This is a genomic window from Microcoleus sp. AT9b-C3, assembly GCF_036705485.1.
In the GTDB taxonomy this organism is placed as follows: Bacteria; Cyanobacteriota; Cyanobacteriia; order Cyanobacteriales; family Microcoleaceae; genus Microcoleus.
In genome coordinates this window covers 64,891-89,593 of the sequence record NZ_JAUBUR010000005.1, presented here as the reverse complement: position 1 = coordinate 89,593, position 24,703 = coordinate 64,891, and the positions used below count along the sequence as shown (strand labels likewise).

Genomic DNA, 24,703 nt, shown 5'->3' with positions numbered 1-24,703 from the left:
TGACGGATTACTGACATTGCCACCGAAGAGCACCAAATTAACCGTTTCCGGCGATGATTCCAAAATCGCATCAGTCAAAGTCGGCACGGTGAAACTAGCGGTTGTTTGCCCCGCAGCAAAATTCAACACCCCCGTCACCGAAGTGTAATCTCCAGCAGTGCCTGCTGAACTTGCCGAACCGTCAAGAGTCTGGTAGCTAATGGTTGCAGCCGCCGTGCCACCGGTGCGAGTAACGTTAATCGTAGCCGGGCTGCCTTCAGCCACCGTGTAATTTGGTTGGGCGAACTGGAAGAGACTTGGAGATGTCGGAGTCGGCGTCGGAGTTGGCGTCGGCGTCGGCGTCGGCGTCACATCAATGCCTTGATATTGAATACTCCGCACTAGGTAGTCGGAACTATCGCTTTTGAAGGAGGGATCGGTGAGGCTATCGTAGGCTTTGGCGGAGAACCGTAATTCGTCAAAAGCAACGCTAGTGGAATTTGCTTGTATCTGGAATGTGAAATCGCCATCCCCACGATCGGCAATAAAAGTCACTCCCTCTGAAGACACACCGATCGGTTTTTGACCGCTCGTCGGAGCGTTGGAGCGAGTGATCGTAAAATTGCTGGCCGATACCTCCGTCCCATTATTAAAGAGTTTCAGCAAACCAACTTCATTGCCTTGATCGTTCACTGCAGAACTTGATTTGGGAAGTAATCCACTCAGGCCGATCGTGGCGCTAGTGATGTCTTTGTTATCTGCCCATTTCACCTTCAGCGCCTGAGATAGATTGGTGTTGGGGTCATAGTTGATTTCCGCCCGCAATTTATTGGCGTCGGTAAACCAACCACTATAAGAGCCTAGGACACCAATACCACCGGAACCGCCGTAGCTCAACCCGCTTTTAGGGGTTTCGTTCGTTGCTAACGTGAGGTTGCTGATGGCAGTAGGGTTAGTGTAGTTCGTTTCAAAGCCATCAAAAGCTATCCCAGAGAGTTGGATGCCTTGATCTTGGGCGGCAGTAGGCCATTGTGTAATTAGGTCACTGATGCTGCTGTAATTAGTGGTTGTACCCAAAGAACCACTGAATGAAGTAGCCATAGCTTCTCCTTTGATGATGAGTAATTAAGGATTAAAAGTGACTGAAAACCAGACGTTGGGCTTTCTTGTAGCGATCTGTCACTGCAAGAAAAATTTCCTCATACGTGCAGGTAAATCAAGTAAAAATGCTTGCCCAATCAGCCTCTGAAGGTATGATTGCCCCCGATCAAATCTTGAGTGTAAATAATTACACCTACTTAGACCTATTTATATAGGGATGTTTAACTTTCATCATCAATAAGTTTGATCCGGAAAAATTGCGATCTTTTTTTCATCCCTATAAAAAGGGGATTTTCCACATCTGTAGAGGAGAGCTTAAATCCCAGATTTCGGCCCCCCAAGAGGCAGCTTTCACTGATTCAGCGGGCAAAAGTGAATCAGGAGAGACAATGATAAGTAAAAATACTTAGAGTTTTATATGTCTAAGCATCACCCAGTTGGGAATTTCTGAAAATTGAGGTTCGGGTGTAAGTTAAATCTGATTCCATTAAAAATGCGATGGTAAAAAACCAAGTTTATTGGTGATCCGTAATGTGATTGATGAATGCTAAAAGATGTCAAATATGTTCTACATGAGGAGTGAGCTGATTCATTCAAAACCCGCCCTCATGTTATATTTATTTGTATTTACTTACTTAACGAGCGATGAAATTGTCAAAGCGTAGGTTATGGTTGTTGGGAGCGATCGCCATTACTGCAATAATTATCATTACCCTGTTATTTGCTCCTGCTAACAACAAAGTCAACAGCGGTTCTACTTATAATAGAGCGCCGGACGGCTACGGAGCATGGTATGCTTTCATGTCAAAACGGGGAACCGAGCTTCAGCGCTGGCAAAAACCTTTTGAAGACTTTGCTAAAAACCAAGATGCCAAACCGCCCCGTACACTTTTACGTATCTATAGTAGCTTGATACCAGAAGTTGTTTCTGAGCCAGAGACAAAGTGGGTGGAACACGGCAATACTTTAGTAATTTTGGGAGTTCGCACACCGGTGACACCAGCACCTTTTAGTAGCTTGTACCCAGCTTCAGCCGGGGAAATAAAGATTGACACGGGGCGGAGATATCCCAGCAATAAAAAACAAGTTTTAGACGATCAATTTGGGGCAATAGTTTGGAAAAGAACACTGGGTAAGGGAACAGTTTATTTTTCCAGCACTTCCCATTTAGCTGCTAATGCTTATCAGGATTTTCCAGGTAATTATGAATTTTTAGCACGGCTGGTTACTCAATTAGAAGGTGGAGAACAAGAAATAGAAGGGGTTCAGCAGGCTCTAGCAGTGAAATTAATCCAAAATTCGAGCAACCCGCAAAGTCAGGGAACGAGTAAAATCCTCAACAAAGTCTGGGTAGACGAATACATTCACGGCTACAAAGATCCAGAAGTTCTTGAACGCGAATACGAGGGAAATTTATTCACTTATTTAGCCAAAACTCCTCTATTTCCCGTTTTGATACAGGGTACAATTATTTTACTCGTTGCTATTTTTGCCGGGTGGAACAGGTTTGGACAGCCTGTAACTATATCAGCGCCACAGGTTGACAACAGCGAAGCTTACATTCAAGCATTAGCGGGTGTTTTGCAAAAAGCAAACAGCACTGATTTTGCGGTAGAAATTATCGGAAAAGAAGAACTGTTACAACTGCAAAAAGCATTATTGGGACAGGGATCGCTGGAAAGTGAAACCCTAACAAATGCTTGGGTGGAGCAAACAGGGCGAAAAGCGGCAGAATTGTCAGAACTTCTGCGATCTCCATCACCTAAAGGCCGAATCAGCGATTCAGATTTGCTAACCTGGTTGGGTAAATGGCAGCAGATCCGTCAACATCTCCCCTCTGACAGGAAAAATCTAAAATGAGCGAAACAAACTCGATTTTTAAACGCCTCAGCCAAGCCCTCGACAAAATAGTTGTGGGTCAATCTTCCACTGTACAGCACTTGCTAGTGGCACTTTTGAGCGGCGGCCACGTGATTATTGAGGGAGTGCCTGGAACCGGGAAAACTCTACTTGTAAAAGCGATCGCCCAATTGATTCAAGCAGATTTTCGCCGCATTCAACTAACGCCGGATATTTTGCCGTCGGATATCTTGGGAACAAATATTTTTGATTTTGAAAGCCACAGTTTTACCCTGAAAAAAGGGCCAGTGTTTACTGAAGTTTTGCTGGCGGATGAAATTAATCGCACGCCTCCGAAAACCCAGTCAGCACTGCTAGAAGCAATGGAAGAACAGCAGGTAACGTTAGACGGTGAGACTTTAGCTCTGCCAGAATTATTTTGGACGATCGCAACTCAAAATTCCCTAGAATTTGAAGGCACTTATCCGCTACCAGAAGCTCAGTTAGACCGATTTTTATTTAAACTGGTGGTTGACTATCCCGATGCAGTCGCCGAAAAGCAAATGTTGCTGAACGCAGAGGCAGGATTTCGCGCCAAACGCCTCGATTTAGCTAGGATCAAATCTTTAGCAACGGTAGAGCAAATACTTAGCGCCCGTCAAGCAGTACAAACTGTCAAAGTAGAAGAGAAAGTGCTCGATTACGTGCTAGCTTTGGTACACAATACGCGAAAACATCCCGATTTGGCATTGGGTGCTTCTCCGCGATCGGCAGTAGCTTGGTTGCAAAGCAGTAAAGCTCACGCTTGGCTAGCTGGCAGGGATTATACTACTCCTGATGATGTGAAGGCGATCGCACTGCCACTTTTGCGTCACCGTCTGATTCTCAAACCAGAATCGCTGCTAGATGGGTTGCAAATTGATTCGGTAATTGCTTCGGTATTAAAACAAGTCGCTGTACCGAGGTAAACTGAAATATAACTATGACGATCGCAATCAAAATTCTGGATCGTAATGATGTAGATATTCTCAAGAAGGTCGATCCAGATGTCTTTGACAACTCGATCGATATCCGACGTACTGAAGAATTTTTGACAGACTCGCGCCACCATCTGGCTGTTGCAATCGATGACGATCGAGTTGTCGGCTTTGTCTCAGCAGTTCATTATGTTCATCCCGACAAGGCACGTCCCGAACTGTGGATTAACGAGGTTAGCGTAGCAGAAACTCATCGTCGGCAAGGTTTGGGGAAGCGTTTGATGAATGCAGTATTTGAGGTCGCTCGTGAGTTGGGTTGTACAGAAGCTTGGGTGCTTACCGATCGCGAAAATACAGCAGCGATGAATCTGTATTCGGCTGTTGGTAATCCAGAAACACCGAGCGATTGTGTTATGTTTACGTTTCGTTTGGAGGAATCGAATTCATGACAAAAAATCTTTATTACGCAAGTATGGTAGGAATTGAGTTCAAAAATACCACACCAGAAGTATGAAGAAGTCTCTAAACGAAGTCAAGAAGCTTGAAGACCTTCCAAACATTGGGAAATCAATTAGTGCGGATTTGCGAAGCATTGGTATTGAGCAACCAGAGCAACTTAAAATGCGATCGCCATTAGAAGTCTTTCACGAACTTGCTAATGTCATGGGACACCGCCACGATCCATGTGTACTTGACGCTCTCATTTCTGTCAAAAGATTCCTCAATGGCGAACCAGCTAAGCCTTGGTGGAGGTATACTGGCGAACGACGTAAGCTACTTGCAAATCATGTAAAGGGAGAAAGCAAGTGAAATTCGGATATACAATTATTTACGTTGCTGACGTACTAAGTTCATTGACTTTTTTTGAAATGGCTTTTGGGTTCAAAAAGAAGTTCATTGATGAATCAGGAGATTATGGTGAACTTGACACTGGGGAAACAACTTTATCTTTTGCTACACATTCTCTAGGCGCGTCAAATTTCCCAAATGGTTATATTTCGGCTGATTCATCGGATAAACCTTTAGGTGTGGAAATAGCACTTACCACTGATTCAGTAGAAATGGCACATCAACAAGCGATCGCAGCAGGTGCATTAGAGTTAAAAGCACCTCTCAAAAAACCTTGGGGTCAGATTGTTTCCTATGTTAGATGTCCAGACGGAACTCTCGTTGAATTGTGTACACCAGTATCTTAATCAGAAATTGTAATGATTCCTGCTATTCGCCTTTATTTCCTGTTAGCGATCGCCATTCCGATCGCCCTTTTGCTCGCTATGCTGGTAAATCAGCAGACAAGTATTATCGGCACTTTACTATTTGACTGTTTAATTGTAGGTCTAGCCATTACCGACGCACTGCGCGTGAAATCTCATCGGGTGCAAGTGACACGCCATCCGTTGCACAGACTTTCGATTGGGCGAGATAATCCGGTTTTACTGTCAGTGCGATCCTCTCCGAGGGCTGCGCTAACGGCAAATCAAACAGCTAAAATTCGCCTGCGCGACTCCTATCCGCTAGAGTTTGATGTCTCTCAAGCGCTGTTGGAAGCAGACCTCAACCCTAACAGCGATCTGGAATTAACTTATACAATCCGCCCGTCAAATCGCGGAGAATATAAGTGGGGAGACATTCAAGTACGGCAGTTGGGAAACTGGGGTTTAGCATGGAACGACTGGAAAATACCTGCTAGTGAAAAAGTGGCAGTTTATCCCGATTTAGTGATGTTGAAAGAACTCTCTATTCGGCTAACATTGGAAAATAGTGGCACAATGCGGCGGTTACAAAAACTCGGCATGGGAACTGAATTTGCCGAACTGCGGGAATATGGTATTGGTGACGATCCTCGCTTGATTGATTGGAAAGCTACTGCGAGGCGATCGCGCCCTTTAGTCAGAGTTTTAGAACCAGAAAAAGAGCAAACTTTGATTATTTTACTCGACAGGGGACGGCTGATGACGGCGCGAGTGCAGGGTTTGAAGCGTTTTGACTGGGGAGTGAATGCAGCGCTGTCTTTAGCCTTGGCTGGACTAAATCGGGGCGATCGGGTGGGAGTCGGTGTGTTCGATCGGGAAATCACGACTTGGATATCCCCGGAAAGGGGTCAACATCAACACTCTAAATTAATTGAACGCCTGGCGCCAATTCAGCCAGTTTTGTTAGAACCAGACTATGTTGGTGCTGTAACTAAATTAGTAAGTCAACAAACTCGCCGTGCATTAGTTGTGCTAATTACTGATTTAGTAGACGTTACCGCATCTACAGAAATGCTTTCGGCATTAGCGCGTTTAACACCTCGTTATTTGCCTTTTTGTGTAACTTTGCGCGACCCTCTCGTTGACAAAATCGCTCACACTTCCACCGTGGAAATTACACCTACTTATAATCGTGCTGTAGCTTTAGATTTACTAGCACAGCGTCAGGTAGCTTTTGCACAGTTGAAACAAAAAGGGGTTTTGGTTTTGGATGCACCAGCCAATCAAATTAGCGAGCAATTAGTTAACCGATATTTGCAACTTAAGTCTCGGAATCAGCTTTAATCTTCTCCAGGGTAAGAGCATCTCAATCAAGCTTGACAAAACGAGTTGAGAACCGTCATCATATAATCATTATTCATAGAAGCCTGTTTGATTTTTTGACGAAGACTACGCTGCAATGTTTTCTCCTGATTAAGAGCGTTAAGTGCTATCCGTCTCTCTATGGCCAAATTACTCTTGACTATGACCTGAACGAATCCGACATTTATCCTCATGGAACGTGACATCTAAAGTCCAATGAACTTGGTTCTCAATCGTCCAATGTTGACGAAGGGCACGACCAAGAACTTGAGCATCCGCAGGCAGAGAAGTCAGATAAAATTGGACTTCACGAGTCGTTTTGTTCCAAAGATGGCGGATTCTTTCAATAATGACGATGGTTTGCAGTCCCGACCATTGGTCTTGTTGATAAAGACCACCGAAAGCCTCTAAAGGAACAGCCCAAACATAACGTTTTTCAGTGCGATGGTGTCCCTTTTCAATTTGTTGGTTATAACTAACGTTAATGCCTTCAAAGTTATTAGCTCTTCTGGTATCAAACCATTCTTTAACCTGAGAATGTAAAGTGGGATGATTGGCTTTAAGAGATACAATATAATCAGCTTTTTTGTGGCGAATTTGTTTCACAATCTCGGTTTGAGTTCCCCTCGCATCAATGGTAACGATCGCCCCGCTCAGGTCTAATAATTCTAAGAGTGCCGGAATTGCCGTAATCTCGTTGGAATGATCCTCAACTTTAACTTGCCCTAAAACTAAATGCTGTTCACTTGCCCAAGCCGTGACCAAATGCAAAGCTTTTACGCCTAGATTACGGTCATAAGAACCTCTAACACTTTTGCCATCGATAGGGATAATCTCGCCAACTATCGAACCAAGCATACTTTGAAGCCACTTCGCTAAACATTGTTCTCTCATCCTGAGGATTAATTCTTTCAAAGACTCGTCGAAAAGTATCATCACGCTTAGATACCATTGGGTAATTCGAGAAATTCCTCTAACCATTGTTGTTTAGCTATGCCATAATTTTCCATGTCTTCCCAACCTTCTGCACCGCTAATGACGGCTAAAATAGAGATTACTAAAATATCTTTTAATAAGTGTTTTTGGGTTCTTTGAACTCTGGGGTCGGGGAGCTCTGCTACATAATTCAATAAATTGGCTTGGATTTCGCTCAGAGGTGTTAACTGTCGTTTTTCTGCTTTTTTAGCTGGAGATATTACAGCGAGTTTCAATCGAGGTGCAAAACCATTTGTCATTGTCTTTAACTCCGTTTCAACTTGATTGACTTTGTTAAGATTCAAACTTAATTATAGGTTTGAGTTCGGTGCACAGATATAGATCTTATTGGCGGCTTTTTGTCAAGTACAATTATACCAAATTAGATGAGCTTACCCTGCTCTAATTGTGTGAGTTATAAGCCTGTGAAGACGGGAAATTGCGTGGGTAGAACAGCCATGTGTAACGCCTTACAGAAGTTGGGATTAAATCGTAAAAAAAACTGTCAGGAGTAGCCAAGCCGGAACAGAAAGAGTCATGAAGTTAAGGTTAGAGTATGCGGAAAAAGTCAAGCATATGGAACCTCTCAATAAGCGTATTTTTAGAGGAGACAGGAGTATTACGCTTGTTTAAACCGAACTCATGCACGTTCGGCACGAGGAACTAGAGCCTACGCGGTTAAACCTTTTTACCGAGGGAAAAAAGTCAGAGTAATTGGTGCAATTAGTATCCAGCGAGTAGTGGCAGTCATGACAATTGATAACTCAATGGATGGCAAAGCATTTGAGGTATTTACCCTTAAAATGTTTAGTGCCACAATTGTGGTCGGGAACAGTAGTAGTGATGGATAATTTACCCGCGCATAAAGTAGATTCAATTACATCGATGATTGAATCTGTCGGTGCTTCTATTTTATGTTTGTCTCCATACTCTCCTGATTTTAATCCGATTGCATTATGGTGGTCGCAACTTAAATCTTTATTGCGAAAGTTTTCGCCAACGACCACTAAAATGGTTGATATGATAATTGCTGTGGCTCTTGACTTAATTAATCCGAAACATCTCAAAAACTGGTTTACTAATTGCTGCTACTGTACCTCATAACATCTGGAAGTGCTGTAATTTGAGGATAAATCGGCTCCAATGAGCTCGTCAGTTTTTCAGGATGATAACCATGCTCTACCAAGATGGTAATCTTCGTCAGTTCCAGCGGTTTAGATTTGAAGTAATCGATATTTTCGGTCAGCATTTCAATCAACCCCGATGGTCATCAGATACGCTGGCTTTGGTGCAGTGGGTAAAGAAGGGGAAGCCCAATATATCAACTGCTAGATGTCTTTTAATCCCATTTGTCGTCTTGTAAAAACAAAACCCTTTCGACTCAATCCCTGCATTACAAGTGTTTTTCACCGCTTGTGAGTCAATCATGATTAGAGTTGTCCACTGAGGCTTTTTTTTACTTGTTCCCGCACTCGTCCATGTAATTCTGTCATGATTTGGTCTAAGCTCTCATCTTCACACCACTGTTTGTAATGCCAGAAGACCGTTGAATAGGGTGGAAAATCTTTGGGCAAGTCTGCCCAGTTGCAACCATTCTTGAGTTGATACAATATCCCGTTGAGAATTTGCCGCGCAAGTCCACACTGGGGGTCTTGTTTTCTTCTGATGGGGTAATAATGGCTCGATTATGTCCCACTCTTTGTCTGTTACATCGCTTGAATACCCCATTTCCTCCCCCGTCTGCTTTTAATTCACCCCTTTTAGCTATCCTACCCGATTGCCAAAAATATCTCAAATGGGTTCTATAAAGCATAGCTTATTAAGGGGGATTTAGGGGGAGCTAGACTTGGATATAAAGGAGAGATACAGCGGTCTTTAGGATTAAGTTGACATCTATGGGTAGTGGGGAATTAATCTTCGTTCTTCCCTCGATCCTGGAACCTCTATCCGTAACATCCGTTTGCATCCGTTAAAAAATCCGTTGCCGAACTTCTTCACCCTTCCGAAAGCAATTTTAAGTATTGCTGAATTAAGCCAATCGTGACAGCGGGAAGTTCTAACTGCGGAGTCAAACCTACGTTTTCCAGAGGTTGAAAAACTTTGATTGCTTCGGGGTTGAGGTTTGCCAACCGCTGGCCGATATCGGGCCCGGTAAACTGCGATTTTTCTCCCCAAATAATCGCTGTCGGCGTTGTTAGCTGAGTGATGTACAGCGACAAATCAAAGCACAAATCTCCCCGCACAAAAGACAGGGCGGCATATTCTGCATTTGGTTCCAAAGCAGATGCGAGGTAAGCATCTACAATTTCTTGGTAAACGCGACGCGAATCGGCAAATTGTCGTTGTTCTAGGAAACTACGGATGCCGCCGTCTGTGGCGATGCCGGTACTGTAGAGCAATTTGTCTAAAATCGGCGTGTTGACTAGCTTAGCGAAGAAACTGCTGCCGTAATCTTGTCCGAAGTCCGACAAACCGCTGGGTATGGTCAAAATTAGGGATTTGAAGAGATCGGGCCGTGCGATCGCCGCTCGAATCGCGATCGCCCCTGTTAGCGAAGAAGCAATCACCTCTGTCGGACTGCCACAAGTTTTTTCGAGAAATTCGATCAAAGTTGTGATATAATCTTCTACCTGATAATTTCTTGCCGGATGTTCCGATCGCCCCCAACCGATTAAATCCGGGGCTAAAATTCGATATTCTGCCGCAAAAGCCGGATAAACTTTCGACCATTCGTAGGCACTCGATCCGCCGCCAAAACCGTGAAAAAATACTAAGTTAGGTTGATTTTCCGAAGTTGAGGTCGGCAACCCCATCCAAGGCATTTTTTCAGCAGTGTAGTAGACCATTCTGCCGAGAGAAGTAACTATTGATCGCTGACCGAAGCCGAGGGGTACAAGCATAAACTAACCTCAATCGCTGTTATATTTTAGATTCTTTTCCGTCGCCCCGTCTTTGTTTAAAAAACTTGCAAAGCTGGTGGCGTTTTTGTAAAGATTGAGTAATGATTTAAATCTATTTTAGTACAGGTGAAGCGTGAAACTACAGACAGCAAGTAACTTTTGCGATTTGGGCAATTCGGCTGTGTAGTTATCCTTACCCTTGCAAACTAGCGCCGATCGGAGATAATAGCAAAATGATGGGTAAGACCCCTCAAGATAATAGAGTCTGTTCGCCAACCCCGAAAGCAGGCGCTCGGAAAGGAGGAGTATTAGAACTCGCTTTCAGGCAGGCGGCAGGTTGGCCGAGGCTCGCCAATCACGAATCATTAATCACGATATTTTGCGGAGCAGTGGCTTTTGAGGTCGAAAGTCTTTGTTGGAGGGCGGGCAATGGGGTTTCGATTCCTAATTGCAGGTTTGGCAATCACTGGCCTCGCCGTTATCAATTCCAAAACACAAGAAACAACTAATCTCAGGGAGGTCTACTAAAATGCAACTGCTCAGAAAAAGGGATCGCGAGGGTTTTATGGTTGATGCGAAAAGTCTTCAATCTGACGGGTTGGCAGAATTTGACACAGCCTGTCGAAGCATGGATTTAAACGGCAAAAAGTCTTTTGTCGCTACTCCAGAACGCTCAGGCGCAGGGTCAGAGGTGCGATCGCGCGCCACAACTGTACCTGCGATCGTCCGCGTAGCTTTAGAAGACTTGAAATGCTTTGAAGTAGTAGAACACCAGTTTGCACATTGGGGGGTGACTTTTAGCAATGCCGTCGCCATCCAACCTTCAAACCCAGCCTTTTTCACGGGTTCTGGGGCAACAGTGTTAATGGGGGCCCCCAAAAGCGGACTGATAGAAGTAACTTTTAAGTATCCAGTTCGCTGGGTGTCAGGACTTGTCACCAGTTCGCGGCGAACTGTTTTATCTGCTTGTGACATTGACGGCAACGCAATCGTTCAGGATGAAATGCCGGCGCCCAATCTGGTCGGGTCTAATTCTCCGATCGCCCCTAGGGCTCCCCTGCGCGTAAAAGCTCCGAATATTCATAAAATTACTTTTTACGCTTTTGACGGTCAGCTAATAGTCGATGACTTGATTTTTGGATTTTAAAGCCATGCCATAAGTAGCGTCCCAAGTCTGCAAACCTTCGAGAAGGGCATTGCGGACTAAAGCTTCTGGTTCCCGACTCAGCATCAGGCGAAAACACTCGGCAGCGCGGGAACGGGCGATCCTCTGCGAGGGCTTCGCTAACGAACTTTTGACGGAGCTCACAGGGCCAAACCCACCCTTATTCACCAAATCGGTCATTTGCCGCACTGCAATCAAACGCTTCACGGGGTCAGCATCAGTCAAATCCGCCAAGATGCGATCGAGTGCCACTTCATCTTTTGCGGCCCTCCGACTCAACCCTTGTCGCAGCAACAGCCCTGCAATCGCGATCGTGCCCAAATTCTGCAAAATCAGGCTCAAAGCCATCCAGTGGCTGCTTGAGTCCGCCCAAATCCCCAAACTCATGTAAGCGCCCAAGGTAGCAATCCCGCCCGTGCCCACGGCTAAAACGAACCGGCGGTTCGGGCCCTCCCAAAATTGCTCGCCTTTTGCTCGCAGCAATTGCCAGTCCCACGACTGCCCTCGGTAAACCAGCATCATCGCTGCTATCCCCAGGCCTGTGGAAAACAGTAACTCACTGTTCCACCACCCCCAAACTGCTGCCAGGGTGATAACTGCCAGCCAACCTTTCGATCGAGTCAAACGCTCTAGCAGCCACTTGAGAAAGGCGGTAGAAACCACAGGCGATCGATCCCAGGATGTCTTGCCATCTACCCTCCGGCGCCTTGTTTCGGCAGTCCGGCTTGTGGCTGTTGGGGTTCCCGCCGGGCGATCGTCCGAACTAAATTCCCTTAAAGCTTGGCCCTGAGTCATTTCTAAGGACAATTCGCTCAAGGGGAGCGATTCGAGTTGCAAAGTGCGATCGGCCACTTTCACAGGCGATCTATTCAGCTTGGTTGTAGTTTTTTTAACTTCATTCATACTGACTTTTTTGAAAAATAACTTAAAGTTATCCAGGCTTTTTTAGCACTGAGTTAGATTCTCGGTAAACAAGAGTCTAAGACTCTATGATACCCGAAATTCAAACCCGTGACGAGTACCGCAACTGCGCGGAATTCCGAGAAATCCTTACCCAAAATAGAGCTATTGAAGATTGTTGAGAAAAGCACCACAGATTAACAGGGAATATTTCTGCATCACTCTTGAGACAGAAGGGCGATCGGGGTTGGCAGGATGGCAAAAAATCGAAATTTTTTAATTTCAGAAAAGAGGGGAATTTTGAGTGATTCAATTCGTCCGCCAAGAAATGCACGACGAAAACTTAGCCTTTTGCCCCCTGGCCCGGACTCTCGCTGCTACCCGGTGTCAGATGAGGCTAGGTTCAGCTTGACCGCTAGCTGGACGAAGCGCAGCCTCTGGGCGGGCCCAGAATCCAGACAGTCTTGGCGCATAATTAATAGCAGAAGCATTCTTAAACTGCTAAGATTTTTGAATTAATGGGAGTTGAGTTAATTAAACCGGGTTCTGCTAAAAAGGAGTCCCGGATGCTTATGGGCAGGGGTTAAATGGCGGGACCATCTCCAGTCGGGTAAATTAACCGTCATTCTTGTAGAGGCGCGTTCACGCCCGATCGGCAATATCAGCCAGATATCGGCGCACAACACCCCCGCCACCTGCATATTATGGTCGATCGACCGGACTAGATAGCAGGAAAGCCATCATCCAGGTGCCAACCCGTAAAGCAGCAAGGCAAACAACCGACCGCGCGATCGTGTTCGGTAAGTGCGGAGGCTGGAAAAACAGTGGCTTTTGACCAAACTCAGACAGAACTGCGGCCCCAAAGTGTGTCTGCGGAGGTTAGGCTAGTGAAGAGACGAAAAGAATAGTTACGATCGAGACTTGATTAGTCTACCTTGTAACTTATTGCTCAGTTGTCAAGCCCAACAGTTATGGATTCTCGCGATGAGCGAGACTCTTGGCACTTCCAACAAGTGGGGAACTCGACCGTGAAAGAACTTGGGTTTGATCGCACAAGCCCTTAGTAATATGTAAACACCTTACCGATAACTCGCCGGAACAATCTTGCAAGAAAACCCATGTCTAGTATGCAAAACCAATTCACGGTTCACTTCTGGGGCGTTAGAGGTAGCATAGCGTCTCCCGGGGCAGAAACAGTACGTTACGGGGGCAACACGCCCTGTGTAGAAATGCGAGTGGGTGAGAGTCGCCTAATTTTCGATGGCGGTACTGGATTGCGGGTTTTGGGACAAACTCTCCTGTCCCAGATGCCCGTAAAAGCTCATATGTTTTTTACTCACTCTCACTGGGATCACATTCAAGGATTCCCATTTTTTGTCCCAGCTTTTATTCCTGGGAACTGCTTTCACATCTATGGGGCTATTGCTCCTAATAAGGCTACTATCCAGCAGCGCCTCCACGACCAGATGCTGCACCCCAATTTTCCGGTGCCCCTGCAAATTATGGGGGCCGACCTGAAATTTAACGATATAGAAGTGGGCAAACCGCTGGAACTCGGAGAGATTAAGGTGGAAACTGCTTTGTTGAACCATCCGGGGGAAGCTATAGGCTACCGCGTCAACTGGCGGGGGTATGCGGCTGCTTACGTGACTGATACCGAACATTTTCCCGATCGTTTAGACGAAAATGTGCTGTATTTGGCTCAGGATGCTGAGGTGCTGATCTACGACGCTACTTATACCGATGAGGAGTATTATGCGGAGAAGAGCAGCAAGGTCGGCTGGGGACATTCGACTTGGCAGGAAGCGGTGAAGGTGGCAAAGGCTGCTAATGTCAAAAAGTTGGTGATTTTTCACCACGACCCGCTGCACAATGACGAGTTTTTAGACAAGGTGGGAGAACAAGTGGCTCAAAGGTTCCCGAATAGCTTGATGGCGCGGGAAGGTTTGTCGTTACAATTGCTGCCTCCTGATAACGATTTGTCTGAAGCGTCGGTGCAAGCGCCTCAAGTGTCTGTCTGAGGGATTTGAGCTTGTCAGATGGTTCTGAAATCTGGATCAGTGAAATCTGAAATTTAAGCGAGGGCTGACAATCAAGCATCCAGGATACAAGCCCCCGGATTCATTCCGAAAGCAGACTCAGTACCCAGAAATAAAAAACCTGTATCCGATGAAACTTGCCCCCCGAATTTATCCGTGGGGTCAATGCTTCAATTCTTTAATCGAAAATCGAAAATCGATTGACCTCACTCAAAGACGGATACCGTTCCACGTACTCCTGTCGTGGAAAACCAAAAAGTTTAGACCAAAGTTCAAACTTCCAGATTTATCTGTGGAGTCAATTCTAAAATCTAAAATCTAAAATCTAAAATCGACTGGCGATCGCAATCTGGCTAAGTATGTCAAAATTTTAAGCGTGTGGGTAACTTCTTCTTGTACCGCTGCTCTGACTCCAACTTCTGTTGCCTTGGGAAACTTTGATGGTTTGCACCTAGGGCATCGACAAGTCGTGCAGCCAATTTTAAATCGCTCGCCTAGGCAAAATTCTGCGACGGTTATTGCGTCGGGGCCAAACTTGCGCTCCAACGTTGGCAAAGATCAAAATTTGGAAACAGAACATCCGGCGACCTGCGAAAATGACTCAGCAGCACCGCCGGATAGAACTGGCAGCAGCCATAATTTCGAGGGTTTGATAGGCATTAGGGCCGACGGCAACATCTTCTCTGGGATCGATTCTGATGGGGTCGATCGACTTTACAGCACTGTGGTGACATTCGATCCGCACCCGCAAGAATTTTTTACGGGTCAACCGAAAAAACTGCTGACACCTCTGGCAGAAAAGGTAGAATTGCTCGCAGCAATGGGCGTCGAGCAACTTGTGCTGCTGCCGTTCGATCGAGAATTGGCGGCCTTGACTGCTTCTGAGTTTGTTGAGGAAATTCTGGTGCGGCAACTGCAAGCGAGTCGAATTAGTGTGGGGGTTGATTTTCGCTTTGGGCGGGGACGCGCTGGAACGGCTGTGGATTTACAGTCGATCGCGTCGGGTTACGGTATTGATGTTGCTCTTGTACCCCTCCACAATTGCGGTGAGGGCGATCGGATCAGCAGTTCTGCAATCCGCGAAGGTCTGGCATCCGGCGACCTCCCAAGAGCGAATCAGTTGCTGGGGCGACCCTACAGTTTAGTCGGGACTGTGGTTGGCGGACAGCGGCTGGGTAGGACGATCGGATTTCCTACTGCTAATATCGAACTGCCACCGGAAAAATTTTTGCCACGTTTTGGCGTGTACGCGGTGCGAGTCTCGGTGAAGCATGGAGGGGAAAAGATGAAAGATGGAAGTTCTTCCTATCAGCAGGAAAATGCCAAATCTCTAATCTCCGCAATATCATCAAATTTATCCTTTGTCAATGGGGTGATGAATGTTGGCTGTCGCCCGACGGTAGACGGGCTGCAACCCACTGTGGAAGTTCACCTGTTAGATTGGTCTGGGGATTTGTACGGTAAAACCTTGAGCGCGAGTTTGGTAGAGTTTTTGCGGCCGGAACAAAAATTCGCTTCTCTGGATGATCTCAAAACTCAAATTCAGGCAGATTGCGATATTGCTAGAAGCCTCTTAACTGCTAAAGTCTAATAATTATGTGATCTAGAACAGCGTCATAGGTTTAAAAATGGTGGAAGATGAGTCAGAACAATTGTAGTTTTACAAATACGAATTCCGCAAGGCAAAGACTCAAGATTTTGGCAGTTTGATGTTCGATCAACCATTAGCAATTAGCACTTAGTAATCAGGGATATGAGACAACATATTGAGCGGCTCAAACAAAATCTAAGCAAAACTATGGTCGGCAAAGCGGATGCTATTCGCTTGGTGCTAGTAGCCGTGCTTTCGGGTGGGCACGCGCTGCTGGAAGACGTGCCCGGTGTGGGAAAAACGCTGCTGGCGAAGTCTTTGGCGCGATCGATCGATGGCAAGTTTCAGCGGATTCAGTGCACTCCCGATTTGTTACCGACGGATATCACCGGTACTAATATTTGGAATCCGCGCAGCGGAGAGTTTGAGTTTTTGCCCGGACCAGTTTTTGCTAATGTTTTGCTGGCCGATGAAATCAATCGGGCGACGCCGCGAACTCAGTCAGCTTTGCTGGAAGTGATGGAAGAAAAGCAGGTGACAGTAGATGGAGTTTCTCGGAATGTTCCGGCGCCGTTTTTTGTGATTGCGACTCAGAACCCGATCGAATATCAAGGCACTTTTCCGCTACCGGAAGCGCAGATGGATAGGTTTACTTTGTCTTTGACATTGGGCTATCCCGCTGCTTTGGAAGAGTTGCAAATGTTGGAACGGCTTTCTGATAGTTTTGCTGTTGAAGATTTGCAGCCTTGTATTTCTTTGGAAGAGGTGCAGGAATTGCGCCGTTTGTGCGCTGCGGTGAAGGTGGAAGGCTCTTTGAAACAGTATATGGTAGATTTGGTGCGATCGACGCGGGAGGATGAGGAGATTACTCTGGGGGTGAGCCCCCGGGGTGCGGTGGCGTTGCACCGGGCGTCCCAGGCATTGGCGTTTATTTCGGGGCGAGATTTTGCTACCCCGGATGATGTGAAGGATTTGGCGCCGCACGTACTTTCTCACCGATTGATTCCGGCGGGGGGAAGGAGGGCTAAGACGATTGTTGACAAGTTGTTGCGGTCTGTTCCTATTCCTTAAACAGTTTGTAAGTAGGTTGCTTTAATTAAAGGAACAGGCCCGACGGTCTGTTCCACAAACAATTAATTTTCCTGTGGGTGGGCAGGAAATCCCGCTCTTGAAAGACTTATTAATTATTGTGCAAGATGTCATATCAAATCCGGTTAGCATCGGAATTGTACAATCCAGTCAACAGTCAACAATCACGGACGCTGCAACCGGACTCGATCTCATTCATCTGCGTTAATCTGTGTTAATCTGCCTGTATCTGCGGTTAAAAAAAGATAATTTATTCACCGCAGATGAGAATGGATTGACGCTGATTCACGCAGATAAAGAGAAGAGATATAGGAATAATTCCCATGCTAACAGATTTGATGTCAGTTAATCAATAGGTTTTGCACGATTCTGAAGCACTCTCAAACAGCGCGACTAATTTTTTTGCCTCTAAATCAACATTGTGTTGTTGAGCAACTCTCTCGGCTCCTGTTTTCCCCATTTGTTCTAGCTTTTCTAAAGGTGCTTCCAATACCGCGCGCATGGCTACCGCTAATGCTTCTGCGGAACCGGGAGGAACTAACCAACCGCAAACACCGGGTTCTACGAGTTCCGGGATGCCAGCAACATAAGTGCTAATTACGGGCCGATTGAGAGCGAGGGCTTCCATAATTACGACGGGCAAACCTTCAGCAAAACTCGGCAATACCATTGCCCGTGAAGCTAAAATCTCTTGCTGAACTCGATCGCCACTGGCCCAGCCGGTAATTTCTATATGATTTTGCAGCCCGAGTTGCAGAATCTGCTTTTCAATATCCGATCGCAGCGGCCCGTCTCCTACGAGTACCAACTTAAACTCTAACCCTTGAATTGCTAGCAATTTAGCAGCTTCTAGCAATAACAAATGACCTTTTTGTTCGCTGAGCCGGCCAATGCAAGCTAAGCGGGGTGCTGCAGGTATCGGGACGTAGGGTGCAGCTAAAAATGCAGCATCTACGCCGCAGTGTATGACGTGAATTTTTGACCAAAAAGTGCGATCGCACCACCGAAAAAGCTGACTTTTACCGAAGGAACTAACTGCTGCTACAAAGGTCGATCGCTTAATTTTTTCGTTTAAGGAAAGAAGTGTGGCTTTATCAAATTCTTCAGGGCCGTGAACGGTGAAACTGTAAGTCGGGCCGCCAAGCACGCGGCACAGCATTGCGACTGTTGCGGAATTCGTCCCGAAGTGAGCGTGAACGTGTGCTGTACCGGATTCTGCAAACCAATTTAAAAGAATGCAAGCTTCTGCTAAATAAGCTAGATGACGCAAAATCCCCCGTTCCGAGTGCCAGCCTACTTTGAACATTAACCGCACAGCTTCGATGAATCGAATGGGTCTAGTTGCGGCAACGCGGAGCAAGCCCCACGCTAACCCCTGTACACCAACTTCTAAGATTACTTTAGTCAATTCTTGCTCTAGTTTGTCGGCCTCATCAACGAGTTCTGACTCGCACGATCGGATCGAAAAGCGTGCGACTTTCAGGCCGCAAGTTTCAACGGCTATAACTTCTCTGCGGACAAAGCTGTGGCTGACTTTGGGATATAGGTTGACTAAATAAGCGATGTTCATGAACGGGGAGAAAATTTTATGGTAAAGCTTAGATCAGTCTAGCCTTTAATCGATCGAAGTCAAGACATGATTTTGGGTGGGGTTATTTATTCTGTTATGTTTTGATGGATTGGTTGGCGATTTAAGATAAGGGCATCAATGGTTTTATAAACACTGAAAGGCATAGCGAATTCCCAAACAAAAAAATCTGTTTTTTGTCAGGGATTGTCTCAGCTTAATTATAGGGGGGTGACATCTCCCACATCAACTGAGTACAGTATGATGTGGGCTTCTTGCAGCCCGATGAAGGGTATGCAAAATTTCCTTCACGGTACTGTCATCCATAGTTCCTACTACAGAAAGATTCCCGTTACGGCGTTTTATACTGGGGAAAATGTCCAACCCCAGTTTCTTCAAGTTAATCGCGGCATTTATATCACGATCGACCATTAAAGAATGTTGTTCATCCCAATATTCTCGAATATTACAATCTGCGAAAACAATTTCATTCCGATAGCACAGAAGCATTGAGGTGTATGCAGGTTTTTGCGAAACGACGACTGATCCAGCTTTTTCGGCTATGTATTCCAGCGTCTTAAAGAATTGACCAAATGCAGCATCCAACCAAGACTTATTTAGTCCTGATTTGGCTGATTGACCGTTCGGTAGGTAAGTCCCCTCATCATCTTGCTTAACTTTATTCCGTTTTGTTAAGCTCTTGAGATTTAAGTCTTCGTGAAAATAGAACTTAGCGCCTGACCTCACAAGCTTGTGAGCCGTCTTATAGTGGAAATCTTGACGAGAACGAGCTATTTTTTGGTGCTGTTTAGCTTCTTTTTTGGCTAATTTGCGCCTAGCTGCTTTGCCTCGTTTCCGCTTGTTCCGCTTTCTCGAAATACGGTCTAACTTAGCTTGATTTTTGCGAAGTGGTTTTAACGAGGGTAGCTTTTCACCTGAAGACGTTGCCAAATAAACATCTTCGTGCAGCACTGCATCCAAACCCACTGAGTTATCCCATGTAGGGTTAACCTTGTCAAAAGTGAATTCGGGAACAGAAGCATCTTCAAGCATTAACTGAATAAACCAACCATCAACCTTCCTAGTAACACTAGCTTGCTTGATGGTAAATCCATCAGGGATTGAGCGGTGCATCCGAACTTTTACGACACCTAACTTTGGCAATCGAACATACATCCAATTCTTGCGAACCAGTTTAATCCAATCACTGTTAGCCGTCGAAAAAGTCATTGTGCGATAATCCGCTTCAGTCTTGAATCGGGGTTTACCTGATCGCCCACCCTTGCTGTCCCCAGCGATAAACCGTTCAAAGGCTTTATCTACTCGCTTAGAAACATCTTGCAAGATGGTTGAGTCTACCTGTTTAAAATCTAGTAGCTCACCACTATGAAAGACTTTTACCAAATCCTTTTTAATAATCGGCAATTGTTGTTTTTGTGAGTAGTAGTTTGGTTTTTCCCTAGGCGCAGAGATACTAACAATCAACGGACAAGCATTTACAGTAGTGCGGTTCATTTCCCACCAATCAAAACGATCGCCTAGCTGGCGATTATACCAGTAACGGCAAATCCTTAGCCAATGGTTAAGAGTTAGCTTTTGCTTGATGTCGGGATAAAACTGATACTGATATGTTGTTTTCATTGCGTTACGACCTTTACGCATTTATTTTTACGAAAATACCAAAAAATCCTATACATTGTCAAGCAATTGAATAATTATATTGAACAGTAAAATTAATTTATTAAATAAAGAGGTTGTTCGTCTTGTCATCCACCCATTCACGGTTCAAAACTGTATATTGAATTGGTCAACGGGTGGAATCCTCACCTCACACGCCTTTCATCCCACACTAATCGAAGCGATATAGTGTGGGGATTCCCGTCTGGTCAGCTAAATTAAAGCCACCTACTTTGTCAGGTGGCTAGAAAAAAATGCAAGATTACGAATTGGCTAAGCAAAGTTGTTGCCGAAGTTCTGGGGGAATGGCTTCAAAATGCTCTAACAGAAAATTCATCAAGGCGAGGTGACGCAAGTCGTGCAGTTGGGGATGGCGGTGCTTGCCTCCCCTGGTAAACCAGCGACGCACAGTAGAAAGCGATCGACAGCAAATCAGAGCTAGAGCTTCTTGCGGGACATCCCATTTTGCGTAGAATTGCTGCGGAGTCATCGCCAGTTGACAGTCAGCGTAAAGCTGAATGATTCGTTTTTCCCGATCGGTAATCGGGCGAGGCGTCAAAGAATGGTGTATCATAGAGGTGATTTTTTAATTTTGAATCGGCCAGTGCCTTCTTTGCGGCGCTGGCTTTTGTTTTTGGGGGCTTTGTTTTTTGGCGCGATCGCACTTGACGATCGGCTAACTAAACTGCCCTATTGACAATATATACGTTTACCTTTAATATGTCAATAGTCTAATCCGAATTTTCAGATTCCTCTCTGTATTTGAATCCTGCCCTCTCGGCTATCAAATCCAAATGTTTTGATGTGGAACGAGCAGGCAATTGCCCGTTCTCCCAATCGCTGACTGTAGCCTGTCGCACGCCTATGTGTTGTGCAAATTCTGCTTGTGTCAACCCCATATGGAGACGCAATGCCTTGATGAGTTCGCCATTCCACTGCACGCCATCGCCCGCCTGCTGAACCTGAATTTTCTGGATTAACTTGCGAAATGTTACCCGTTGTGCGTCGAAATCGACAGTTTCCACCCGATATCCTGCCTCCATCCAAGCGGTAGCTTGCAGAGCGCCCTTTTTGCGGTTGCTCCACCAAGCTTGTTGAGTGCGTGCGGAAGGGGGGAGTGCGTCGTTTAGCAATGCCTCTATTTCGGCGAAGTTAAGGGTTACTTCGTCGAGATGGCGATTTTCGCGCAGATAATCTAAGAGCGACTGGTACTTGCTGCCCTCCTTCATGCGGTGTTTTGTGAGGTTTTCAGATATAGAATGCCACAAATCGGGGGATGACGGGGAGCGGATGGGAGTGGGGGGTGCGATCGGCAATTATTTATTTACCCAGACACTTCGATTGTGTCTGTTGGGTAATATTTGGAATTCTTATCAATATAAAACATAAAAAATGGCGATCGCCCTTGACTGAATGGAGGATTGGGAAAGGGCGATCGCGCGTCTGAAAAAGTGTGGGAAGCAATTAGGTCGATCGATTAAAGTCCCCTTGCGGGGAAGTGGTGAAAACTGAATCAACTGTTCAATGATCACCTTACTAGAGGCGTGTTTCCATCCCCTTGCGGGGAAAGAGTTGTTAAAGTCTTGGAAAAACTTAAACCTTCTAGTCTTTTAAAGACTAGCTGTCATTTTGATAAAAGTCAAGTCATCTTTATTCCAAAGAAAGAGCAGGATTATTATCTCCTCTACTCTTTCTTTGGCTTCAAGATACTGCACCAGTAGCAGTTAATCAAACTGAGCAAGAACAATCTCCTGGTCAGGGAAATTAGCTACTAATTTTAGACTTCCACCAAGAGCTTGGATGTAGCGAGAGAGGGTAGAGACTTGAATATCTTCTGGGTTATCCAACTCAGAAAAAGCAGACTCAAAAGTGCTGAGGTCTTTTTCCAGCTCCTCATCTGTACAACCCAACAACTTTCGCTGTTCCAAAAGAGTAAGATGGATCAAAGCAAGTTGAGTGCGTATTTTGTTTCTTGCTCTTCGCTCTGGTGTCATCCGATTTCGCAATTCACTAAAAGGCTTTGTCTTCATATCAATCCTTCATTTTCAAGCTCTTTTAAGAGTTCGTCGTAGAGCTTATCTGCTTTGGGTACATTCTCTTCATACCAGCGGTCATTACCCTTTTTGTTACCGCCTAAAAGGAGTATTGCAATCCTGCGAGGATCGAACGCATACAAGATTCGATAAGGCTCTCCTTGATGTTGTACTCGAAGTTCTCGTATATGTTGGTGACGAGATCCATTGATACGCGAACTCCGGGGAAAGGCAAGATTCGGCCCTCTTTCTTCGAGCAACTCTACCGAGCTATCAATAGAGTCTTGCGTTTGTGCATCAAGTGTTTCGTACCACTGCTCGAACTCGTCGGTGTACTCTACTTCGTATGCCATGTTGTCCTTGCCTGTTACAAAATACGTTCTAGTAGGTGGTGATTGAACAGTTGATTCAGTTGTTCTAGCCTCAGCTAGAGCTATTGATTTAGGCAAGTCCGGATCTTTGAGCCTGTACATAGGTCGATCGCTCCAAAAAAAATATCAAAGTTTACAAGGCGCACAGTTTCAACTGTGAGCCTCACTTTTTATATTACACTATATTACACTCAGAACACGCTCGGTATCGGCAAATATTGTTTCTAGCCCGCACACTTGATTTTCTTGGGACTCCCATCTTCCTTAATGTCTAAAATTTCAACCTTAACCGTTTGTTCTTCAGAGAGGGATTGTGCTTTTTTTGGTTCTTTTTCAGTTAGCCTGATAGTTCCCAGAATTTCATAAGTCACCTTGTTTCCTTTTACAGCAGTAACTTTGGCTTCGACAATTTGACCCACTGCAAACTCATGACTGCCGATCGCCTTAGCAATTTCAACTTGTCTCGCTGACTCTACAACTGGGGCCACAACTTCTCCAATCGGCCCCGCTTCTTTGTAGTAACGCATCAAACGAGATGCCCAACCTAAAATTTGCAGCAAAGTGCTAGCATCCCCTTGAAATCCTTTGAGACAATCGCTACAAGCTTTGTCGATGCTGCGGTAATAATCTGTGGTTTTGCCACTGTGTCCGATTTGTCTGCCATTAGCGACAAGGGTTTTAAGATACTTGAAAAACCGGGAATTGGCATCAGCTCTATCTTGATTAACTGCATTGCGGAGATAGGCGATCGCCTTTCCCAATTCATTTACATCGGTTTGTTCTTTAACTAAAGTTTGAGCGATCGCGTGGGCAATTTCCCACTGGTTTTCGGTCAAAGATTCTGTCACTAATTCAGTATTAGACATATTTAATACATTCCTGTTGGAGGTTCCAGATCGGTCGGATATTTCAACACTTCAGCTAGTTGTTGCAATTGAGTTGCTTGCACTAAGCTAGAATGAGCAGCTTGAATATTTTTTTGCATAAATTGTTGCAATTTTGTGCCAGTCATGCTGTCAGATTCGGGAGGATTGTAGGAGGAATAGCGATCGCGCAAATCTCCCTTATTCTGCAACACCCTTGCTGCTGTTACCTCCACAGTCATTGTTCCCATGCCGATCGGCTTCCCGCCGCCTACCTTGAGGGCGATCGGATACTTTGGATCTTGCCCCAACACAATCAAAAGCGTTCCTAACTCTGCTGCTGTTAAGTTTTTGAATTGTATCTGTGTTTTGAAAGTATACTCTTTAGCGGCTTGCTGAACGGTAATTCCTTGATTTTGACCTTTGTCGATCGCCCGAATTGTGTGATAGTAAAACTTGCGCCCTGCTACGTTGCCTCTTGCGTCAAAATATGCTCGTCTTTGATCGGGACGGGGACGATATAAAGATGGCATAAATCCCGTAGCAAAGCCCGTATTTTCGCATTTAGCATCGCTGAATTCAATTAGCCCTTGCCAATCTAAGGCACCGAATACTTGACTTGCCGGACAGAGTTCTTGTTTATTTTTACATGGCAAGCGTTCTTGCGGAATTTTATCTCTGTATCTTGATGTAATTACTGCTAAAGTGCTGTTAGTAATGGCTTCGTATGCTGACCGGATGCAGCCTTTGAGAGAACTGCCTTGAATTGATAACTTTTGGTCAATATTTTGAACCATTGTTTTGATTAAAGGCACCCGGCTGCCTATGTCGCTACCCATGACAACTACGCCTGTAGAGACGTGCAAAGTAGTCTGAACTTTCAAAGTTAGAAACAAAGTTCCGTGCAGGCGATCGCCCAAATATTGGTGATGTCCGGCCGGAGGATTTTTTGGGGGTCGTTCCTTGGGGAAACTAATTAATTCATAAGGTTTAGGTTCTCCAGTTTCAGCGGGATTATTAGAAACCGGACTACTTGGCGGCGGTGTAGAACGCCGGGGCTTGGGTGGGAGATTTGTAGTCAT

24 protein-coding genes and 1 pseudogene are annotated in these 24,703 nt (G+C 45.4%); 11 read left to right on the top strand and 14 right to left on the bottom strand.

The window, feature by feature from the left end:
* Positions 1–1,080 (bottom strand): Calx-beta domain-containing protein (locus QUB77_RS06725; protein WP_333174695.1); only part of this gene is annotated, 1,080 nt, incomplete at its 3' end.
* Between the two features lie 651 nt (positions 1,081–1,731).
* Here QUB77_RS06725 and QUB77_RS06720 point away from each other — a divergent pair.
* From QUB77_RS06720 to QUB77_RS06695, 6 genes are all read left to right on the top strand, one after another.
* On the top strand, positions 1,732–2,940 hold the full coding sequence (locus QUB77_RS06720) for a DUF4350 domain-containing protein (RefSeq protein WP_445251750.1): 1,209 nt from the start codon (positions 1,732–1,734) through the stop codon (positions 2,938–2,940).
* The gene (locus tag QUB77_RS06715; protein ID WP_333174699.1) at positions 2,937–3,887 is read left to right on the top strand and encodes a MoxR family ATPase; all 951 of its coding nucleotides are present in this window, start codon (positions 2,937–2,939) and stop codon (positions 3,885–3,887) included. Before QUB77_RS06720 ends, QUB77_RS06715 begins: the two co-directional genes overlap by 4 nt.
* Positions 3,888–3,901: 14 nt before the next feature.
* Complete coding sequence (locus tag QUB77_RS06710; RefSeq protein WP_333174702.1) at positions 3,902–4,345, top strand: GNAT family N-acetyltransferase; 444 nt, start codon at positions 3,902–3,904, stop codon at positions 4,343–4,345.
* Positions 4,346–4,406: 61 nt separating this feature from the next.
* Positions 4,407–4,706 (top strand): helix-hairpin-helix domain-containing protein, encoded by a 300-nt coding sequence (locus QUB77_RS06705; RefSeq protein ID WP_333174704.1) that lies wholly within the window; start codon positions 4,407–4,409, stop codon positions 4,704–4,706.
* Positions 4,703–5,092: a VOC family protein gene (locus QUB77_RS06700; RefSeq protein WP_333174707.1), complete on the top strand. Its 390-nt coding sequence runs from the start codon at positions 4,703–4,705 to the stop codon at positions 5,090–5,092. Before QUB77_RS06705 ends, QUB77_RS06700 begins: the two co-directional genes overlap by 4 nt.
* Before the next feature lie 12 nt (positions 5,093–5,104).
* A complete protein-coding gene (locus QUB77_RS06695) occupies positions 5,105–6,433 on the top strand; it encodes a DUF58 domain-containing protein (protein ID WP_333174709.1) in 1,329 nt (442 codons plus the stop codon).
* Positions 6,434–6,459: 26 nt separating this feature from the next.
* Here the strand turns inward: QUB77_RS06695 and QUB77_RS06690 are convergent.
* Positions 6,460–7,686, bottom strand: a pseudogene (locus QUB77_RS06690) (ISAs1 family transposase).
* 511 nt (positions 7,687–8,197) lie between these two features.
* Between QUB77_RS06690 and QUB77_RS31695 the strand changes: the two are divergent.
* Positions 8,198–8,530, top strand: a complete 333-nt coding sequence (locus QUB77_RS31695) for a transposase (RefSeq protein ID WP_445251751.1) — start codon at positions 8,198–8,200, stop codon at positions 8,528–8,530.
* Between the two features lie 326 nt (positions 8,531–8,856).
* On the opposite strand, the gene QUB77_RS31690 is transcribed toward QUB77_RS31695, so the two are convergent.
* From QUB77_RS31690 to QUB77_RS06680, 3 genes are all read right to left on the bottom strand, one after another.
* Entirely contained in the window at positions 8,857–9,000 is a 144-nt protein-coding gene (locus QUB77_RS31690) for a hypothetical protein (protein ID WP_445251752.1), read from the bottom strand.
* Positions 8,942–9,154, bottom strand: a complete 213-nt coding sequence (locus QUB77_RS06685; RefSeq protein ID WP_333174711.1) for a hypothetical protein — start codon at positions 9,152–9,154, stop codon at positions 8,942–8,944. The genes QUB77_RS31690 and QUB77_RS06685 overlap by 59 nt, the downstream gene beginning before the upstream one ends.
* A gap of 266 nt (positions 9,155–9,420) precedes the next feature.
* Positions 9,421–10,326, bottom strand: coding sequence for an alpha/beta hydrolase (locus QUB77_RS06680; RefSeq protein ID WP_333174713.1), 906 nt, complete (start codon positions 10,324–10,326; stop codon positions 9,421–9,423).
* Positions 10,327–10,891: 565 nt separating this feature from the next.
* On the opposite strand from QUB77_RS06680, the gene QUB77_RS06675 reads away from it, so the two are divergent.
* Positions 10,892–11,473, top strand: a complete 582-nt coding sequence (locus QUB77_RS06675; RefSeq protein ID WP_333174715.1) for a hypothetical protein — start codon at positions 10,892–10,894, stop codon at positions 11,471–11,473.
* Here the strand turns inward: QUB77_RS06675 and QUB77_RS06670 are convergent.
* A complete protein-coding gene (locus QUB77_RS06670) occupies positions 11,441–12,394 on the bottom strand; it encodes a hypothetical protein (RefSeq protein ID WP_333174718.1) in 954 nt (317 codons plus the stop codon). The two genes, QUB77_RS06675 and QUB77_RS06670, sit on opposite strands and share 33 nt — an antisense overlap.
* A gap of 1,115 nt (positions 12,395–13,509) precedes the next feature.
* Between QUB77_RS06670 and QUB77_RS06665 the strand changes: the two genes are divergently transcribed.
* The 3 genes from QUB77_RS06665 to QUB77_RS06655 all read left to right on the top strand — a co-directional run bounded on the left by QUB77_RS06665 (position 13,510) and on the right by QUB77_RS06655 (position 17,092).
* Complete coding sequence (locus QUB77_RS06665; protein WP_333174721.1) at positions 13,510–14,412, top strand: MBL fold metallo-hydrolase; 903 nt, start codon at positions 13,510–13,512, stop codon at positions 14,410–14,412.
* A gap of 394 nt (positions 14,413–14,806) precedes the next feature.
* Complete coding sequence (locus tag QUB77_RS06660) at positions 14,807–16,021, top strand: bifunctional riboflavin kinase/FAD synthetase (RefSeq protein WP_333174724.1); 1,215 nt, start codon at positions 14,807–14,809, stop codon at positions 16,019–16,021.
* Between the two features lie 162 nt (positions 16,022–16,183).
* Complete coding sequence (locus tag QUB77_RS06655) at positions 16,184–17,092, top strand: MoxR family ATPase (RefSeq protein ID WP_333174726.1); 909 nt, start codon at positions 16,184–16,186, stop codon at positions 17,090–17,092.
* A 367-nt stretch (positions 17,093–17,459) separates the two neighbouring features.
* Here the strand turns inward: QUB77_RS06655 and QUB77_RS06650 are convergent, their stop codons facing one another.
* From QUB77_RS06650 to QUB77_RS06615, 8 genes are all read right to left on the bottom strand, one after another.
* Positions 17,460–18,680: a glycosyltransferase gene (locus QUB77_RS06650; protein ID WP_333174728.1), complete on the bottom strand. Its 1,221-nt coding sequence runs from the start codon at positions 18,678–18,680 to the stop codon at positions 17,460–17,462.
* Between the two features lie 243 nt (positions 18,681–18,923).
* The gene (locus QUB77_RS06645; protein ID WP_333322871.1) at positions 18,924–20,318 is read right to left on the bottom strand and encodes a transposase; all 1,395 of its coding nucleotides are present in this window, start codon (positions 20,316–20,318) and stop codon (positions 18,924–18,926) included.
* A 298-nt stretch (positions 20,319–20,616) separates the two neighbouring features.
* The gene (locus tag QUB77_RS06640) at positions 20,617–20,928 is read right to left on the bottom strand and encodes a helix-turn-helix domain-containing protein (protein ID WP_333122341.1); all 312 of its coding nucleotides are present in this window, start codon (positions 20,926–20,928) and stop codon (positions 20,617–20,619) included.
* A gap of 157 nt (positions 20,929–21,085) precedes the next feature.
* Positions 21,086–21,670, bottom strand: a complete 585-nt coding sequence (locus QUB77_RS06635) for a helix-turn-helix transcriptional regulator (protein ID WP_333174733.1) — start codon at positions 21,668–21,670, stop codon at positions 21,086–21,088.
* Positions 21,671–22,078: 408 nt separating this feature from the next.
* A complete protein-coding gene (locus QUB77_RS06630; RefSeq protein ID WP_333174736.1) occupies positions 22,079–22,384 on the bottom strand; it encodes a transcriptional regulator in 306 nt (101 codons plus the stop codon).
* The gene (locus tag QUB77_RS06625; protein WP_333295965.1) at positions 22,381–22,740 is read right to left on the bottom strand and encodes a type II toxin-antitoxin system RelE/ParE family toxin; all 360 of its coding nucleotides are present in this window, start codon (positions 22,738–22,740) and stop codon (positions 22,381–22,383) included. The genes QUB77_RS06630 and QUB77_RS06625 overlap by 4 nt, the downstream gene beginning before the upstream one ends.
* Positions 22,741–22,982: 242 nt before the next feature.
* Positions 22,983–23,624, bottom strand: a complete 642-nt coding sequence (locus QUB77_RS06620) for a hypothetical protein (RefSeq protein WP_333174741.1) — start codon at positions 23,622–23,624, stop codon at positions 22,983–22,985.
* Positions 23,625–23,626: 2 nt separating this feature from the next.
* Positions 23,627–24,703 (bottom strand): RAMP superfamily CRISPR-associated protein, encoded by a 1,077-nt coding sequence (locus tag QUB77_RS06615; protein WP_333174744.1) that lies wholly within the window; start codon positions 24,701–24,703, stop codon positions 23,627–23,629.